The sequence below is a fragment of the Kribbella sp. NBC_01484 genome (assembly GCF_036227145.1).
Lineage (GTDB): Bacteria > Actinomycetota > Actinomycetes > Propionibacteriales > Kribbellaceae > Kribbella.
Window position 1 is genome coordinate 1199522 of record NZ_CP109437.1, and the last position, 16531, is coordinate 1216052.

At 69.4% G+C, this 16531-nt stretch carries 16 protein-coding genes; 7 read left to right on the forward strand and 9 right to left on the reverse strand.

Going from position 1 to position 16531, the window contains the following annotated elements:
* Position 1 precedes the first annotated feature (1 nt).
* Positions 2-373, reverse strand: a complete 372-nt coding sequence (locus OG555_RS05850) for a YciI family protein (protein ID WP_328526498.1) — start codon at positions 371-373, stop codon at positions 2-4.
* A gap of 583 nt (positions 374-956) precedes the next feature.
* Between OG555_RS05850 and OG555_RS05855 the strand changes: the two genes are divergently transcribed.
* From OG555_RS05855 to OG555_RS05870, 4 genes are all read left to right on the forward strand, one after another.
* A complete protein-coding gene (locus OG555_RS05855) occupies positions 957-3137 on the forward strand; it encodes an HNH endonuclease signature motif containing protein (protein WP_329481661.1) in 2181 nt (726 codons plus the stop codon).
* A 726-nt stretch (positions 3138-3863) separates the two neighbouring features.
* Entirely contained in the window at positions 3864-4619 is a 756-nt protein-coding gene (locus OG555_RS05860; RefSeq protein ID WP_329484774.1) for an SDR family oxidoreductase, read from the forward strand.
* A gap of 41 nt (positions 4620-4660) precedes the next feature.
* Entirely contained in the window at positions 4661-7342 is a 2682-nt protein-coding gene (locus OG555_RS05865; protein ID WP_329481663.1) for an ATP-binding protein, read from the forward strand.
* A gap of 84 nt (positions 7343-7426) precedes the next feature.
* On the forward strand, positions 7427-7720 hold the full coding sequence (locus tag OG555_RS05870) for a hypothetical protein (RefSeq protein WP_329481664.1): 294 nt from the start codon (positions 7427-7429) through the stop codon (positions 7718-7720).
* Here the strand turns inward: OG555_RS05870 and OG555_RS05875 are convergent.
* Both OG555_RS05875 and OG555_RS05880 read right to left on the reverse strand, forming a co-directional pair.
* Positions 7696-8598 carry a DUF3800 domain-containing protein gene (locus OG555_RS05875; RefSeq protein ID WP_329481666.1) on the reverse strand — a complete coding sequence of 301 codons (903 nt, stop codon included), beginning with the start codon at positions 8596-8598 and terminating at the stop codon, positions 7696-7698. The two genes, OG555_RS05870 and OG555_RS05875, sit on opposite strands and share 25 nt — an antisense overlap.
* Before the next feature lie 171 nt (positions 8599-8769).
* Positions 8770-9585, reverse strand: coding sequence for an SAM-dependent methyltransferase (locus OG555_RS05880; RefSeq protein ID WP_329481668.1), 816 nt, complete (start codon positions 9583-9585; stop codon positions 8770-8772).
* Positions 9586-9837: 252 nt separating this feature from the next.
* On the opposite strand from OG555_RS05880, the gene OG555_RS05885 reads away from it, so the two are divergent.
* On the forward strand, positions 9838-10380 hold the full coding sequence (locus OG555_RS05885; RefSeq protein WP_329481670.1) for a dihydrofolate reductase family protein: 543 nt from the start codon (positions 9838-9840) through the stop codon (positions 10378-10380).
* On the opposite strand, the gene OG555_RS05890 is transcribed toward OG555_RS05885, so the two are convergent.
* Positions 10377-10673, reverse strand: a complete 297-nt coding sequence (locus OG555_RS05890; RefSeq protein WP_329481671.1) for a YciI family protein — start codon at positions 10671-10673, stop codon at positions 10377-10379. The genes OG555_RS05885 and OG555_RS05890 overlap by 4 nt on opposite strands.
* A 60-nt stretch (positions 10674-10733) precedes the next feature.
* On the opposite strand from OG555_RS05890, the gene OG555_RS05895 reads away from it, so the two are divergent.
* Positions 10734-11261: a GNAT family N-acetyltransferase gene (locus OG555_RS05895; protein ID WP_329481673.1), complete on the forward strand. Its 528-nt coding sequence runs from the start codon at positions 10734-10736 to the stop codon at positions 11259-11261.
* Here the strand turns inward: OG555_RS05895 and OG555_RS05900 are convergent.
* Complete coding sequence (locus OG555_RS05900) at positions 11254-12021, reverse strand: class I SAM-dependent methyltransferase (RefSeq protein WP_329481674.1); 768 nt, start codon at positions 12019-12021, stop codon at positions 11254-11256. The genes OG555_RS05895 and OG555_RS05900 overlap by 8 nt on opposite strands.
* Positions 12018-12959, reverse strand: coding sequence for an SDR family oxidoreductase (locus OG555_RS05905; RefSeq protein WP_329481676.1), 942 nt, complete (start codon positions 12957-12959; stop codon positions 12018-12020). The genes OG555_RS05900 and OG555_RS05905 overlap by 4 nt, the downstream gene beginning before the upstream one ends.
* A gap of 98 nt (positions 12960-13057) precedes the next feature.
* On the opposite strand from OG555_RS05905, the gene OG555_RS05910 reads away from it, so the two are divergent.
* Positions 13058-13732 (forward strand): TetR/AcrR family transcriptional regulator, encoded by a 675-nt coding sequence (locus OG555_RS05910; RefSeq protein ID WP_329481677.1) that lies wholly within the window; start codon positions 13058-13060, stop codon positions 13730-13732.
* Between the two features lie 82 nt (positions 13733-13814).
* On the opposite strand, the gene OG555_RS05915 is transcribed toward OG555_RS05910, so the two are convergent.
* The 3 genes from OG555_RS05915 to OG555_RS05925 form a co-directional block, all read right to left on the reverse strand.
* Positions 13815-14666 carry an HAD family acid phosphatase gene (locus OG555_RS05915; protein WP_329481679.1) on the reverse strand — a complete coding sequence of 284 codons (852 nt, stop codon included), beginning with the start codon at positions 14664-14666 and terminating at the stop codon, positions 13815-13817.
* Positions 14667-15663: 997 nt separating this feature from the next.
* Positions 15664-16140: a GNAT family N-acetyltransferase gene (locus tag OG555_RS05920; protein ID WP_329481681.1), complete on the reverse strand. Its 477-nt coding sequence runs from the start codon at positions 16138-16140 to the stop codon at positions 15664-15666.
* A 30-nt stretch (positions 16141-16170) separates the two neighbouring features.
* Entirely contained in the window at positions 16171-16530 is a 360-nt protein-coding gene (locus tag OG555_RS05925) for a DoxX family protein (protein WP_329481682.1), read from the reverse strand.
* Between the last annotated feature and the right edge of the window lies 1 nt (position 16531).

Here is a 16531-nt window from a genome sequence, read left to right on the forward strand (position 1 = left end):
GTCACATCTCCGGGCGCAGTTCGATCGTGTCGCCGGGGCCGGCGAACTTGGCGGCGAGCTCCTCGGCGCGCTCCCGGGTGGCGCAGTCCAGGATGAAGAACCCGGCCAGGTGCTCCTTCGCCTCGGCGTACGGCCCATCGGTGCTGACCGGCCGTTTCCCCTCCCACCGGTAGATCCGCGCCGACTCCGGCGACCCCAGCGCGAGCCCGCTCACGAGCTCACCGGACGCGGACAGCTCGGTCAGCATCTCTTCGAACTCCTTGCCCATCGCCGCCCGCTCCTCGGCCGGGATCGCCCGGCCGATCTCGGTGAAGTCGATCGTCGGGTGATTCCACGGCTGCGGGTTGGAGTGGATCAGCACCACATACTTCATGACAACCTCCAGTGCTCTCAGCCGGTACGCCGTACTGCGCCCGGCACCCGAGACGTCGGACCCGGACGAAGGCTCTCGACACTTTACGCGGCCGGCATGCTGCACAATCGGCAGGCTTGTTCGCGACTGGGATCTCGAAGGTCGCAGGGCCCGGCCGGACGTGAGCCACTCACCAAGCTCTCACAGCTCGACCAACCCACGCTCAGCCGGCGGCTGACTCCGATGATCGACAGAGCTTGGTGAGTAGACCCGGCTCACGAACGACGGTGATCCGCGGAGACAACCTGGTGCCGCATCGCCGTCCCCGGCGCGCCGATCGCCCCGATTCGTGTTCGCGCTCCGGGTCCGCCGCCTGCCGTTCGCCGGGGTCGTTCAGCGCTCACGTCGGTCTATCGAGCATCGTAGTTGCCAATAGCAACGGTCCTGAACCCATCCGCTCAGAGTGGTAGCACAACACCTCACCTCCCGGGGCGCGTTGTCCACAACCCGGCGCCACTGTGGACAACCTCCTGTGAACGGAATCCCTTGAAAACAAGGGCATCCGGGTTTGAAAACTGTCGGCGAGGCTGTTTACAGTTTGTGTATGGAGATTCTCGGACAGCGACCGGTGTGGTCGATGAGCGGCAGCGACATGCTGTCCACTCTCGACGCCACCTACGCCGAGATCGCCCGCCTGGAAACCCTCGCCCTGCACCTCATCGCCGGCCTCGACACCACCGGCCACGCCCACGAACTCGGCGCCGGCACCACCGCCCGGCTACTCACCTTCCGCTACCGCATCGACCCCACCAAGGCCCGCCGCGACGTCCACCTCGCCACCACCCTGCCCAAATACCCCGCCGTCGCCGCCGCACTCCCCGACCCCCACTCGGCAGAAGCCGCCAACGACGACGAGCACGGCGCGGATGTGGATGGTGCGGGGGTGGATGGTGCGGGGGTGGATGGTGCGGGGGTGGGGGTGTTGTTGCATCCGGCGCAGGCCGAGGCGATCGTGTCCGCGCTGGACAAGGTCCCGGCCACCGTTCCAGCCGACGACCTGCGGATCGCCGAACAGCAACTGGTCGAACTCGGCCGCACCCACGGCCCCCTCGACCTGCGCAAGGCCGGCCGCCTCGTCCGCGACCGCCTCGACACCGACGGCCCCGAACCCGCCGAACAAAAAGCCTACGACCGCGAAACCCTCACCCTGAAGAACGCCGCCAACGGCGTCGCGTTCACCGGCTACCTGGCCAACGACAACGCCGAACTGTTCCGCACCCTCATCCACACCCACGCCAAACCCCACAAAACCATCGACGGCGCCCCCGACCCCCGCCCCCGCACCAAACGCCAAGCCGACGCCCTCACCACCCTCCTCACCACCACAAACCCCACAACGGGCACAGCCACCACCACCACCGCCGCCACCACACGCGCCACCGCGCCCGCAGACACCGCCACGGCCGCCTCCGCGAGCGCCTCCACGGGCGCCAGTGAGCCCACGGACACTGCCGCCACCACCGACAGCGCGGGCAGCGCGGGTAACCGTCAGGGACCCGGGTTCACTCCCGGGCACGGCCCGAAGCCCCACATCACCGTCACCATCGACTACAACGACCTCAAGGCCGCCACCGCCGACAAACTCGGCCACCTGATCTACGGCGACGCCCTGTCGGCGGCCACCATCCGGCGACTCGCCTGCGACGCCCACATCCTCCCGATCGTGCTCGGCTCGGACTCCCAACCCCTCGACGTCGGCACCACCGTGCGACTCGCGACCGGCCCGATCCGCAAAGCCCTCATCACCCGCGACAAGGGCTGCGTCTGCTGCGGCGCCCCACCCATCTACTGCGACGCCCACCACGTGAAGTCGTGGATCGACGGCGGCGCCACGAAGATCACCAACCTCGTGCTCCTATGTAAACGGTGTCACCGCGACCTCCACGCCGGGCACTGGACCATCCACATCACCAACGGCATCGTCGAGGTCGACCGCCCCGCCTGGGCCACCCCCAACCCCATCCCCCGCGACAGATACCGGCCACCAACCACCACACCCCACCCACCCCCGGCCACACCCACAACCAGCACCACCACCGGTCACCCACCCACAACCGACGCCACCACCGGTCGCGCATCCACGACCGGCGGAGCCGCGGGCGGCCCCGTCACCCGCGCCTGGCCACGCGACACCGACCCACCCTGGATCACCGCTGAGGACACCGCACGCCTCAACCCCTGGGGCGAAACCACCGACGAACGATCCGTGCGCCCGCAGAAACCCCCACCACCCGGCGGTGACTTCGCCCCCTGGGGAGACACCGCCGCCCAGCGACCGCCCCATACCCACATGCGAAAGCAGCAGGACCATCAGGAGCCATCACCGGAGGCGTCCCCGCCTCGACCGTCCTCGCCACCCGAGCCGCCGCTCCTATCCGCCGATGGGTTCGACCCCTGGGGCGAAGGACCGGACAGCAGGCATCGCAGCGTACCCAGCAAGCCGGCCCGCCCAGCGCAGACCGGCACAGGCCTCGACATCTGGGGCGACACCGCGGACCCGAACCCGGCCGTTGATCGCCGCAGCCAGCTCGGAACCGAAGTTGTCCTGCCCTTGGATCAGCGGCGCACGAATGCCACCCGCACGTTCGACCCATGGAACGACCTCGCTCCGGAGTCCGCTGACGAGCACAACCCTGCTGACGACGATCCGAAACCCAGCCCTCACTCCGCAGACCCCTTGGCCGACACCACAAACCCTCATAAGGCCTCGACCACCGCGGCGTAGGCCCGGCACTCGGTTCTGAATCAGTCGCAAGCAAGCCGCTCACGCCGGCCAGGCACATCTCAGACCCGGCCGGCGGCCGCCACCTGTGACGGGTGACTGCCAGAGTCGGACTCATCGGGGAGACGGTCGCCGTTCCGGTGTTCGGACTTTCCTTGCGGATGAAGGACTTGCGATCAACGTCCTCCGGCCTCTGCTGAATGCCGCCCCAGCACAACAACCCCGGCCCCACCACCAGCACCCCGACCCGCCGCAGCCACAGCCGGCGCCACCACCACCACCCCGACCCGCAACCACCACCAACCCCCAGCCCACCCCCGCCCCGGAACCACCACCAACCCCCAGCCCACCCCCGCCCCGGAACCACCACCAACCCCCAGCCCACCCCCGCCCCGGAACCACCACCAACCCCCAGCCCACCCCCGCCCCGGAACCACCACCAACCCCCAGCCCACCCCCGCCCCGGAACCACCACCAACCCCCAGCCCACCCCCGCCCCGGAACCACCACCAACCGCCCGGCCGACCAACCCCCGACCGCAACCACCACCAATCCCCGGCCCATCCCCCGGACCCGCAACCACAGCCACCACCAGGCCCCCGGCACAGCGCGACCGCCGCCACCACCGCCACCACCGGCGGTCGCTGTCACATCCGACTGTTGAGGTCCGTCAGAGCGGTGGGCTCCGGAGATCGGGTCCGCGGACGAGTGGAGGAAATCGTGGGGACGATGTTGGTGACTGGTGGCACGGGGACGTTGGGGCGGCAAGTTGTGCCGTTGGTGCAGGCGGCGGGGTGGAAGGTGCGGGTGCTGAGCCGGCACGCGCGGGAGGGCGGCGACGGGGTCGAGTACGTCGCGGCGGATCTGCTGAAGGGTGACGGGATCGACGAGGCGCTCGGCGGGGTCGAGGTAGTCGTCCATCTGGCCGGCGGCCCGAAGGGGGACGACATCGGGACGCGGAATCTTGTCCGGGCTGCGGAGCGGGCTGGGGTGCGGCATCTGGTGCACATCTCGGTGACGGCGGTGGACCAGCTGTCATTGACGTACTTCAAGTCGAAGCTGGGCGCCGAGGAGGCGGTGCTGGCGTCTTCGGTGCCGTCGACGGTCCTGCGGGCGGCGCAGTTCCACGACTTCGCCGTGAAGACGGTGGGAGCGATGGCCAAGCTTCCGGTGATGCCCGTTCCGAGTGGGTTGCGGCTCCAGCCGGTGGATGCGCGCGATGTGGCGGAGCGGCTGGTCGAGCTGGCGCTGGGCGAGCCGGCCGGGCTCGTGCCCGACCTTGTAGGCCCGAAGGTGTACACCATGGGCGAGCTATCCCGCGACTACCTACGGGCCACGGGCAAGCACCGGCTGTCGCTGCCGATCCACATCCCCGGTAAGACCGGCAAGGTCTACCGGGCCGGCGGGAATCTGACCCTGAGCGGTGCCACCGTCGGCACGCGCACCTGGGAGGACTACCTCGCCGAGCACATCTCCCAGCGCTGAGTGGGCTTCCGCTTCGGGTCGCCGGGCGCGATGCTTGGCGCATGGCGATGGTGGGGCGCCTGGGGGAACTGCGGGCGCTGCGGGGGTGGGTTGACGAGGCGCGCGCGGGCAGCGGGCGCCTCGTGGTGTGTACCGGCGAGGCAGGAATCGGCAAGACCCGGCTGGCGCAGGAACTCGCTGGATCGGCGCTTGCACAAGGCGCTGCCGTTGCCTGGGGCCGCTGCGCCGAGACCGATGGCGCGCCGGCCTACTGGCCCTGGCGGCAGGTCCTGCGATCCCTCGGCCTGGACGCGGATCAAGTGCTCTCCGGTGACGACCGCTTCCTGCTCTTCGAAGAAGTCACCGACGCGGTACGACGAGCCGCCGGCGACCGCGGCCTGGTCATCATCCTCGACGACGTCCACCGTGCTGACGAACCGTCCGTCCTGGTACTGCGTCACCTCGCCGAACAGCTCCCGGACATGCCGGTCCTGATCCTGGCGACCGCCCGCGACGCGACGAACCTCGGCGACCTCTCCACCGCCGAACGCCTTCAGCTGCACACCTTCGATCGCCCCGAGGTCGCCGAACAGTTGCTGACAGCAACCACAGACCCCACGGTGGTGTCGACGGTGCACCGCATCACCGGCGGCAACCCGCTCTTCGTCCGGGAGATCGCCCGCGCCATCGCCGACGGCTCCTGGCAGCCGGACCGGCCGCCGCGGTCGGTACTCGAGATCGTCACCGCCCGGCTCGGCCGCGCCTCGGACGACTGTCGCCGGCTGGTTCAGGCCAGCGCAATCGCCGGCCGGGAGGTCCGGCTGCGGACCATTGCCGCGATGCTGCAACGATCGGTAGACGAATGCCTGCCACTGGTCGACGAGGCGACCAGCCTCGGCTTCTTCGAGCACCTGGGCGACGGCTTCCGCTTCATCCATGCCCTGACCCGCGATGCCGTCGAGGCGTCCCTGTCCACCACCGAGCGCACAGCCCTGCACCGGGCGATCGCCGATGCGCTGGCAAAAGACCCCGGTGACCACCTGGCAGCGATCGCCGGCCACTACGCGGTCCTGGCTCAGTACGGCGACGGTACGACGGCACGCACCTGGCTGGTCCGCGCCGCGGAGGACGCCGTACGACGACTGGCCTATGAGGAAGGTGTTCGGCTGTATCGGCAGGCGCTGGCGACTCGGCCGCTCGATCCCGCGGAGTCGTGCGACCTCTTGGTTGCCCTGGGCAAGGCGGCGTACCTCGCGGGTGATCTGACCGCGTGCTGTGCGGCGGCGGTCGAAGCTGCTGCGGCAGCGCAGACTCCGGAGCAGTCCGCCGAGGCCGCGCTGGTCCTCGAGGCCGTACCCGATCCGACCATCAACGCGACCGCTGAGCGACTGTGCGAAGCAGCGCTTGCCCAAAGCATCGATCTCGCGCTGCGAGCCCGCTTGCTTGCCCTGCGCAGCCATCTCGCCTTCTACGCCGGCGAACAGGCACGACTCGACGCGCTGAGCGCGACCGCCCTCGAGCTGGCTCGATCCTCGGCGGACGATCGAGCCCTCGCCGATGCGCTCCGCGCCAGGCAGGAGGCGTGCCCGGGCCCGGACGGGCGAGCGGAAAGGCTGGATCTCGCGGCCGAAATGCTCGAACTCGCCCAGCGGACGAACAATCCCCGCGCCGAGATGTGGGGAGAGATCTGGCGGCTGGACGCGCTGATCGAGAGCGGCCGGCTCGCCGCCGCGGCCGAGGAACTCCCCCGGCTGCGGGTCGCGGCCGATCGCCTCGGTGGACCGGTCGCTGCCTGGCATCACGACCGCATCGCCGCGTGTATCGCCCAGGCTCGCGGGCAGTACACCGAGGCGGCGGCGGTCGCGCGGCGCGGGTTCGACCGGATGCGACCGGTCGAGAGAGCACCCGCGACCGGCGCGTACCTCGCGCTCCAGATCGCGTTGGCCGGTCATATCGGCGTCAGCGCGGAGATGCGTGAGTTCGCCGAGCAGCGGTTCGATCCACCACCGCGGTTCGCGACGATGTCGCTGCTGTCCCGGGCGCAGCTGTTGCTGTGCGCGGACGAACCCGAGCAGGCGGCGGCGTCGTACCGGCTGGCCGGCCCGATCGACGAGTGGTCGTTGCCCGCGTTCTTCGTGCTGCCGGCGTACGTGTACGCGACGCTCGCCTGTTGCGGCCTCGGCCGGTACGACGACCTCGGCGTCCTGCTGGACCGGTTGCAGCCGTTCCGTGGGGAGCATGCCGTTGGCAACGGTGTCGCGTACATGGGGCCGGCGGAGCTGGCGATCGGACGGGCCGGCGCCGCGCTCGGACGGTTGGACTCCGCAGTCGAGGATCTGACCATCGCGGTGGCGATGGCCGAGTCTGCCGGAGCCGCCGGGTTCGTCGCCGAGGCGCAGTTCCACCTCGCCCGCACCCTGTTCACCCGCGACCGGCCGGGTGACCGCGAACAAGCTCGGCCCCTCACCGTCGAGGCTGCCCGCCTGGTCGAGTCGCTGGGGATGGCGGCGTACGCCGATCAACTGAAGGTGCTGCTCGTCCGGCTGAACGGCGACCCCGAGCACAAGCTGAGTGGGCGCGAACTGGAGGTCGCCGGACTGGTCGCCGAAGGGCTGACCAACCGCCAGATCGCCGCCCGGCTGGTGATCTCGGAGCGGACCGCGCAGAACCACGTCCAGCACATCCTGACCAAGCTCGGCTTCGCCACCCGCAGTCAGATCGCGGCCTGGTCCAGCCGCAGATGAGTACCCCGGATGAGTGATCTGGCGGATTCCTGATCGCCGGCGGATTCCTACCGTGATGAACATCCGCATCATCAAGGAGGAATCATGCAGTGGATCGCAGTCGCCACCCCGCCGTTCGCGGCGATCGAACAGTTCGACCAGGTCATGGCGCAGCTCGGCGCCGACGAACCGGCCGGCCTGCAGGCCAGGTACGTCGGCAGCACCGGCGACGGACTCCGGGTCGTCACACTCTGGGAGTCCAAGGAGCACGCCGACCGGTTCTTCGCCGACCGCCTCGGACCGGCCTTCGCCAAGGTCCTCGGCCCCGAACCGGCCGGCCGCCCCGAGATCGTCGGTATCGCGGTGGCGCGCTCCTACACCCGCCAGCCGGTGGGCTGACCGTTCAGGTAGGGAGCGAGTAGCTCGGCCAGCTGGGGGGTGGCCGGCCGGGTGGTCAGGTGGCGGGCGATTCCAGCGAGGAGGTCCGCCACCTGCACGCGCGGGTCGGCCTTCGAGTCGACCTGCGTGAGCGTGAGCAGGGGCGGTGGTGCCGGGAACACCGCGTCGGCGAGGTACGTGCGCAATCGCGCCACCCGATGTCGCGTCAGCGCACTCTGCTCGTCGTGCACCACGGCGACCGACCGTTGTCCGGCACTCCAGAACAGCGTGGTCTCGGCGAGCGCGGGCACCAACGGCTCGAGCGGCGGCGGGATCGTCCGATCGTCGTTGATCAGCCGCAGCATCACGCCTTCCACCCGAGCACGCGTCACCTCACGCAAGGCGGGCACATCGGACGGCATCGTGGCGAAGAACCGGTCAACAGCGGCGTGGTCGACCAGCCGCAACCGCTTCGTCCGCGTCAGGTCGACGAACGCGGCCAGGAAGTCGGTCCGGTGCTGCAGCGCGAGCACGCCATCGCAGTGTTCCCGGGCCAGGCTCGTGCCATCGCCGTAGGACGGTTCGCCGGTGAACAGCTCGAAGACCCGGGCGGCGACGTACCGGGCCTTGTCGATGACGTGGACGTGCGCATGCCCGCGCAGAGTGGTGAGGAACCACTCGAGTTCGGCTCGCTGCGCGGGTCGCAGCAACTGGTTGGACTTGTACTCGGTGCGGTGGCGGAGCCGTGGTCGCAGGATGGCGACCAGGTCGGCGGCTGCGGGGATGGCGAGATCGACACTGGCGTGGGTGATCACGGGCGAGGCGGGATCCAGGAGGTTGGTCCCGGAGAATCCGGACTCGTCACACGCGATCTCGACCCACGACGACAGATTGGTCATGAGGAACGAACTCCAAGGCTGAGGAACTGCACGCTGCGGGGCCCGTCGTCGCGACGGGCATGATCAGGCGAGCCCGGAGACATCAGGCCGGGCGCGATCAGTGAGCGGCAGCAGCCTTGGCAGACATACGACCCATCATCGGCCGCGGACGGCCGGATCACCAGTGGTTTGTCAGGGCTTGCGGGCGAGTGCCACCAGCAGCAACTGGGCCGCACCGGTGGGGCTGAGGTGCTGATCAGCGCTCGGCCACCAGTCGGTCAGGTCGACCAGCCCGGGCTTGTCCAGGTCGAGGCCGGCAACGAACCCGGCGATCTCGTGCCGGGTCCGGAACATCACCTGCGGGAAGGCTTCCCGCACCTTGTCCTCGACCGCCGTCGAGAACTCGGCCAGCCGGCTGCCGTCGCGCGGGTTCAGCGGGTGGCTGAGCGCCAGGTACGACCCGGACGGTACGGCGGCCAGGTACTCCGCGATCACGCGCTCGATCCGATCGGTGTCCGGGATCGCGTGCAGCACGAGTCCGAGGATGATCCCGACCGGGCGGTTCAGGTCGAGCGCCGCGGTGACGACCGGGTGCCCGAGGACGGCGGCCGGGTCGGTCAGGTCGGCACCGGCGAAGAAGCTGGTGCGATCGTCGGCGAGCAGCGCCTGGCCGTGCGAGATCGCGGTCGGGTCGTTGTCGACGTACACGACGGTAGCCAGCGGGTCCGCCTCGGCGGCGATCTCGTGGGTGTTCCGCCGGGTCGGCAGCCCGGCGCCGAGGTCGAGGAACTGGCCGATGCCGCCGTCGGTGATCATCCGGCCGACCACCTCGGCCAGCCAACGCCGGTTCTCCAGGGCCAGCTCCGGCGCCTCGGGCGCGATCTTGACCAGCTCCTGGAACAGTTGGCGTTCCACCTCGAAGTTGTTCTTGCCGCCGAGGAACAGGTCGTACAACCGGGCCTGGGACGGCTGCTCGAGGTCGATCATCGCGTGCTCCGGCTCCGGCATCGCCCCGATCCACCTCGATTTCCGTATCCGAAAAGGCCGATTGCCGGGAAGGCTACCGCCAGCACGGACCGCAGTCGCACCGGGGCTCGTGATGCGAACGCCCAGGCCATCACAATCACGCCACCACTTCGTCCGCACGCGGCGGCACGGGCTTGGGCCCGCAGTCGTGATGGCCTGGCGGTCCGCGATGAGTTCTTTCGGGCTCGCTCGTCTCAACGAAGGACACCCGGACGAGCGACTCAGGAGGACTCGATGGCGAAGGTTCTGTATTCGGTGACGATGTCGGTGGACGGTTTCATCACCGGACCGGACGGTGACATGCAGTGGATGCGCCCGTACCTCGGGCCCGATCCGGAGGTCGAGCAACTCCTCCCCCGGATCGGGTCTGTCCTGGCCGGCCGCCGTTCCCACGACGGCGACGATCCGCACAAGGGCGAGGCCGGCGAAGGGCAGGCGTTCGGAGGTGGGTGGAGCGGGCCGCTGTTCGTGCTCACCCACCGCCCGCCGGACACTCCCGAGCCCGGCATCACGTACGTCGACGAGTTCGCGAAGGCACTCGCAGTCGCCAAGGAGGCAGCCGGCGACAAGTACGTCAACGTGATCGGCGCCAACATCGCCAAACAGTGCATCGAGGCCGGCGAACTGGACGAGGTCCTACTGCTCTTCGCCCCGGTCATGCTCGGCGAAGGCACCCGCCTCTTCGACCACCCCGGCGGCCACTCCGTCCGCCTCGACCGCCTGAGCGTGACACAGACCCCGCTCGCCACCCACCTCTGGTTCAGGGTCGCGGATTAGAAGTCGGCGGCGGTCGAGTGCATCACCGCGCGGACCTCGACGGATCGCCCGACTGTCCGGGCGTCCGGCAGCAATCGCGCGAGCTCGACCGCCCGCTCGCGACTCTCCACGTCGATCAGGTAGTAGGCGTCGATGGGCGTAGGAGCAGCCCGATCGGGCACGTGGACGGCCAGCTGCGGATCCGCGAGTACCTCACCGCCGACCAGTTCGCCCGTGTCGCAAGCGATCCGCTCGAAGTCGTCGCGGCCCGGGCACGGCTCGCCCTCGCCCTGCAGGATCAGTAGGTATTTCATCGGATCACCCCTCTCACTGACAGGTCGGAGTCGAGGCCCTGGTTTTGACATGATGGCTTGATGTTCGTGCGCACCGAACGGCTGACTCTGCGCCGCTTCACCGCCGCCGATGCGGAGGCGTTCGCGGCCTACCGGTCGGATCCCGACATCGCCCGGTACCAGTCGTGGGACGCCCCGCTGCCGCTGTCCAAGGCGGTGGAGAAGGTTGAAGAGTTCGCCCAGGGCGACCCGGCCGCGCCCGGCTGGTTCCAGTACGCCGTCGACCTCAACGACGTACTGATCGGGGATCTCGGCCTCAACCTGGACGAGAACCTCATGCAGGCCGAGCTCGGCTTCACGCTCGCATCGGCGTACCAGGGCAGGGGCTATGCGACCGAGGCCGTCCGCGGGTTGCTAGACAACGTCTTCATCGAGCGGAAGCTGCACCGGGTCTCCGCCGAGTGCGACGCCCGCAACACCGCGTCGGCCCGGCTGCTCGAACGGGTCGGCTTCAAGCAGGAAGGGCTGCGGCTGTCCAACAGCTGGTTCAAGGGCGAGTGGACCGACGACCTGCTCTTCGGCCTGCTACGCAGCGACTACCTCAGCTGACCGCCTTCGCAGCCCAGGCCTTCGCCTTCAACCGGATCGTCCCATCCGCTTCGATCGGCAGCCGCGAACGCACTGCTTCCCGCAACGCCAGCTGGTCCGACTCGCCCAAAGCACGCAGGTAGGCCGGCGCGACCCCCTGCCCACCCAGGAACGGCTGCCAATAGTCGTCGAACGACGCGAACTCCGTGGGTACGACGATCTCGCGCAGGTCGACCGTGGTGAACCCGCTCTCGCTGAACAGCCCCTCCAGACCGTGCGCCGTGCAGAACGCGAACCGGAGCCCCTCGTCCTGCTCGCGATCCTGCGGCCGGACCTCGATCATCGCGTCGAAGAAGTACCGCATCAGCTCCATGCCGTCCGAGTAGTCCCAGACGTAGACCGCGACCGTCGACCCGATCTCTCGCATCCGGCGGAGCGCCTCGACCCGCTCGGGGATGAAGTTGAGCACGAGCCCCGCGACGGCCGCGTCGTACGGGCCGTCGGGGAGTTCGGCCGCCGATCGGACCTCGAAGCTCGCCCGTTCGTCGGTGACGGTCTTCCGCGCGTACTCGACGAAGCCGGCCGACGGATCGACCCCGAGCACCGACGCGGGATCCGCCGTACGCAGGATCGTGCTGGTCAGAGCGCCCGTACCGCAGCCGACGTCAAGCCAACGCTGGCCGTTGGGCTGATCCAGCCAGGCCACGAACTCGGCCGCCACCAACCGGCTCCACCGACCCACGTAGGACTCGTAGATCTCCCCGCTCGACCATTCGCTCATTTGCGCAGGATAGGACCGGATGCGGGAAGTGAGACACCCGTCAGGCCCTCGGCGACCGACCACAGGCGGGCGTTGGTCTCCGGGTCCAGTGCGTTCTTCGGGGCCTTGACCAGCGTGGTGGGGCCTACCAGGCCGAGGCGGCCGGACGGGCCGTAGTACGCGCCGGGCTGGGCATCCGGGCTGGTCGCCGCGAACAGCAGCGGCTCGGTGCCGACCTCCACGCCCTGTGTCGGGAGCGGGTTGAACCGCAGGCCCCAGTGGGTGAGGCGCGACGGCCGCTCCCGGCCGAGCGAGGCGCCGGCGGTCTGCAGGTTCGTACGGGTGAAACCGGGGTGTGCGGCGACGCTGAGCAGGCCCCAGTCGCGGTCGGCGGACAGCTTGGCCAAGTGGTTGCTCATCATCAGGTCGGCGAGCTTCGACTGCGAGTACGCCGCCATCCGGCGATACCGGCGCTCCCACTGCAGATCGTCGAAGCGGATCCGGCCGAAGTTCGCGGCACCGCTGGCCATCGTCGCGATCCGCGGCGCGGGCGCGGCGAGGACGAGCGGCAGCAACCGCACGGTGAGCGCGAACGGGCCGAGGAAGTTCGAACCGAACTGCAGCTCGAAGCCGTCCTTCGTGGTGATCCGGGTCGGCGGGTGCATGACGCCGGCGTTGTTCACGAGCAGGTCGACGTGCGGCTCGTCCGCGGCCAGCCCGTCGGCGAACTCCTGCACCGATGCCAGGTCGGCGAGGTCGATCCGGCGTACCTCGAGCTGGGCGTCGGGGTGCTCGGCCAGGATCTCGGCCCGGGCAGCCTCTCCCTTGGCAGGAGTCCGGACCGCCATGATCACCCGCGCCCCGGCGGCGGCGAGGCGCTTGGTGGCCTCCTTGCCGGTGCCGCTGTTGGCGCCGGTGACGACGGCGAGCTTGCCGGTCTGGTCGGGGACGTCGTACATGGTCTGCTCCTCGTAAAAGACTGGTGGTCTGTTATGTCCTCGACGGTATCAGACCGCCGGTTTGATAACAACAGACCGCCGGTCTGTAGAATGTGAGCGTGACGACATTCCAGCGCGCGCGGAGCGCGGAGCAGCGGGCGGTCCGGCGGCGGGCGATCCTCGAGACGGCGGCGGCCATGCTGACCGAGATGCCGGTAGCGGACGTCAGCCTGAACGAGCTGAGCCGCCGCGTCGGCCTGGCGAAGTCGAACGTGCTGAACTACTTCGAGTCCCGCGAGGCGGTCCTGCTCGAGCTCTCCAGCACGGAGCTCACGGCCTGGGTGGAGGACCTGGCGGCCGCGCTCGCCGGCGTCGCACCGACGGCGCCGGTCGACGAGCGGGCGGAGCGGCTGGTGTCGGCCGTGGTCAGCACGCTGGCCGCGCGACCGGTGTTGTGCGATTTGATCAGCGCACAGGCGTCGGTGCTCGAGCGGAACATCTCGACCGAGACCGCGCTGGCCTTCAAGCGGGCGGCCGCGATCGCTTTCGAGCGGATGATCGCGGTGGTCGTCGGGGCGCTACCGGAGCTCGGCGCGGAGGGATCAGGCCGCTTCATCGCCGCCGCGAGCATGCTGGCAGGCGCGATCTGGACCCACTCCCATCCCGTCCCGGCCGTCGTCGCGGCCTACGAGGCGGACCTCTCGCTCGGCACGATCCGGATGGAGTTCGAGCCGGCCCTGCGCGACAACCTCTGGCTCCTCCTCCGCGGTGCGCTCCCCCGGCTCACGCAGTGATGGTCATCCGCCGAGTCGTGGATTCGGGTCGGGTTTGGCTGGGCGCCGACCACGATCCACGACTCGGTGGACGATCCAGCAGTTACGGCAGGTAGTAGTTCGGGTTCGGGAGCTTGAAGGTGCGGTCGGCGAAGCCGCCCTTGAGGTCGGAGAACTGGTCGCCGAAGTTCGCGACGATGTCGTAGCCGAGCGACTCGATGTGCGCGCGGGTGGCCGACTTGTAGTGGATCGTCGTACAGGAGCCGTTCGGGTCCGCGGCGCAGGCCTTCTTCAGGTAGTCCGGGTAGTCGGCGACGGCCGGCTTGGTGAACAGGCCGTCCTCACCGTTCCGCAGCGCGGTCGGCTTCGGGTAGCCGGCGTCGACGCCGATACCGTCCTCGGTCAGGTTGCCGAGGGTCGCCTGCTCCTGCGCGGCACCGCGCCCGGTCAGGAAGAAGATCGCATAACCCTCGCGCTCGGCGGTCTTCACCAGGTCGACCATGCCCGGCACGGCGGGGAACCTCTGGTTCAGCACGAAGTCCGCGTTGGTGGTGGGGTTGAACGCCCAGTTGCTGAAGATCTCGTAGTTCCACGTGGCCAGCGAGGTGTCGTCGACGTCCAGCAGGATCGCCTTGGTCTCCTTGGTGTGGTGCGGCGCGGAGATCCAGCGCGTCCCCGCGGCGGCGACCGAACTGGCCTCCTTGGCGTAGTTGCTGTCCGCCGCGAACGTGCCGCTGCCGAGCGGGTCGCCGTAGTAGTTGCGCAACTGCTGGCGCAACACGTCGATGTTGGTGACCTGCTTCTCACTCCGCGGCGTCGACGTCTGAATCGCCGGCTGCGGAGACGCGGCCCCGGCCGAGTACGCGACTCCGCCGACGACCGACGCCATCGCGACGGCCGCGACGCCGGTCAGAACCAGCCGACGGGACGGCCGGCGCCAGGAACGGATGACCATGGTGACCTCTCCAAGAACGGGAAACGTGCAAAAGCAAACTAACCCGGTCCCGCCGGATCACCCCGACCCGCGCAACAAATCCAGGGGAATCCTCCGCACGACGCCACGCCAGTTGACAGCCGGCTCTCCTGTCGTCTCCGTGGGTGCCCCCGGGGACCAACCCCACCCCAACCGACACCACCGCGCCAGTCCCGGTCGCTGGTAGCCGCCACTCGACCCCGCCCGGCCGCCCGACAGCCCCGCCTCGCTACCCCGCCCGGCTGCCTCGATCGGTCACTTTGTGCACCAGATCCGTACGGCGTCAGCCCTCGGGGTACGGAACTGGTGCACAAAGTCGATCTCTCCTGTGGCCGACACCAGTTGGGCCAGGCCACGCTCGAGTCCGCGGTGCTGACACACTCACCAAGCAGACGCGGTCCTGCCCGGCCACGCCCCGATCCCGGGCCGGCGGTGAGCCGACGGTGGGGTTGGCGAGTGTCTCAGGTCCGCACCCGCACCGATCCACGCAACCGCGGCGGCGACACCGCCAAGACTGGGCAGCCCCCGAGACGCCACACCAGCCCGGACAACCCCTCGGCTCGGGGTTTCCCCTCGGGCACCCACGAGGAAGCCGGCATGCGTTCGGATATCCGGTCCACCGTCCGGGACGCCAACGCGGTGGTCCTGCGCGAGCACGCGCTCGGCCGGCGGGCACCGTTTGCTGGGCCGGGGCGCGGACACCAGGTTGGGGCCTGGGACAACTCTTGGCCTGTCCCAGGGCCCGACGCCTTGTCCCAGCTCCCTGCTCCGGCCCGAAATCCACGCCCCCGTACGCCGCCGCCCACCGCCGACCACCAGTTGCCGACGAGCCGATTCCTGATGGCCACCGCCGCCGGCCGGTGCCGGCTGGTGGTGGTTGTCGTTCCGCCCGGGTTTGCGCACCAGTCGAGCGTCGCGGCGGCGCCCACGATCCGTTAGACCGCGCAGCTTTGTCCGTAGATCGCGGCAGCAGGATCCGTTAGACCGGCTTCACGTAGCGGTGGCACGGGACGGGCAAGGTGCCGGTGTCGACGTTCGCCGGGTAGTCGAACGGGCCGGTGTCGGTCCAGCCGCTGCGCTCGTAGAACCGGCGGGCCCGGGCGTTGCCGGTGGCGACCGCGAGCCACGCTTCGCTGTGTCCGTTGGCTTTCACCTGCCGCTCGGCTTCGCCGAGTAGCGTCCCAGCTACTCCGGATCCGCGGTGATCGCGCGACACGTACACCTGCTCGACCTCCTCCCCCACCACCATCACGAACCCGGCGACCTCGTCACCGACGACCGCGACCGTGGTGTCGGCGATCCGGTCCGCCGCCCGGGTCCAGAAGGACTCCTCCGTCCGGATCGCGACCAACTCGTCCGGCACGTGACCAAGGTGCCCATCGCCCCACCCGGCGTACCAGATCGCGGCGACGGCATCGACGTCAGCGGCAACCGCGGGCCGCACGTTCACAGTCATGCAGTCAGGGTAAGCAGGATGGCCCCGCCGTCAGGCAGTCAGGCTGACCACGAGCGAGGCGCACGCCATGGTTAGGAAGAAGACCGCGAGGAAGAACTGCGCGGTGTAATCCCCAGCCCGCACATGCGTGTACAACGCGCAGACGAAGAAGAGCACCAACCCCACCGCGGCCGCGATGATCAGCCCGGGACGCTGCACCAGCAGACCGGCGAAAAGCCCGGCCGCCCCCGCGGTCTTGAGCGTCCCGATCGGAAACGTCAACCACGACTCCGGCACCCCGGCCTTCACCATCCCGGGGAGGATCGGTTGCCAGTGCAGCAAAGCCGCGATCCCGGAGAAGGCGTTCAGGCCAACAGTCACCGCGACAACGACAACAGCGAAGGCAGTCACG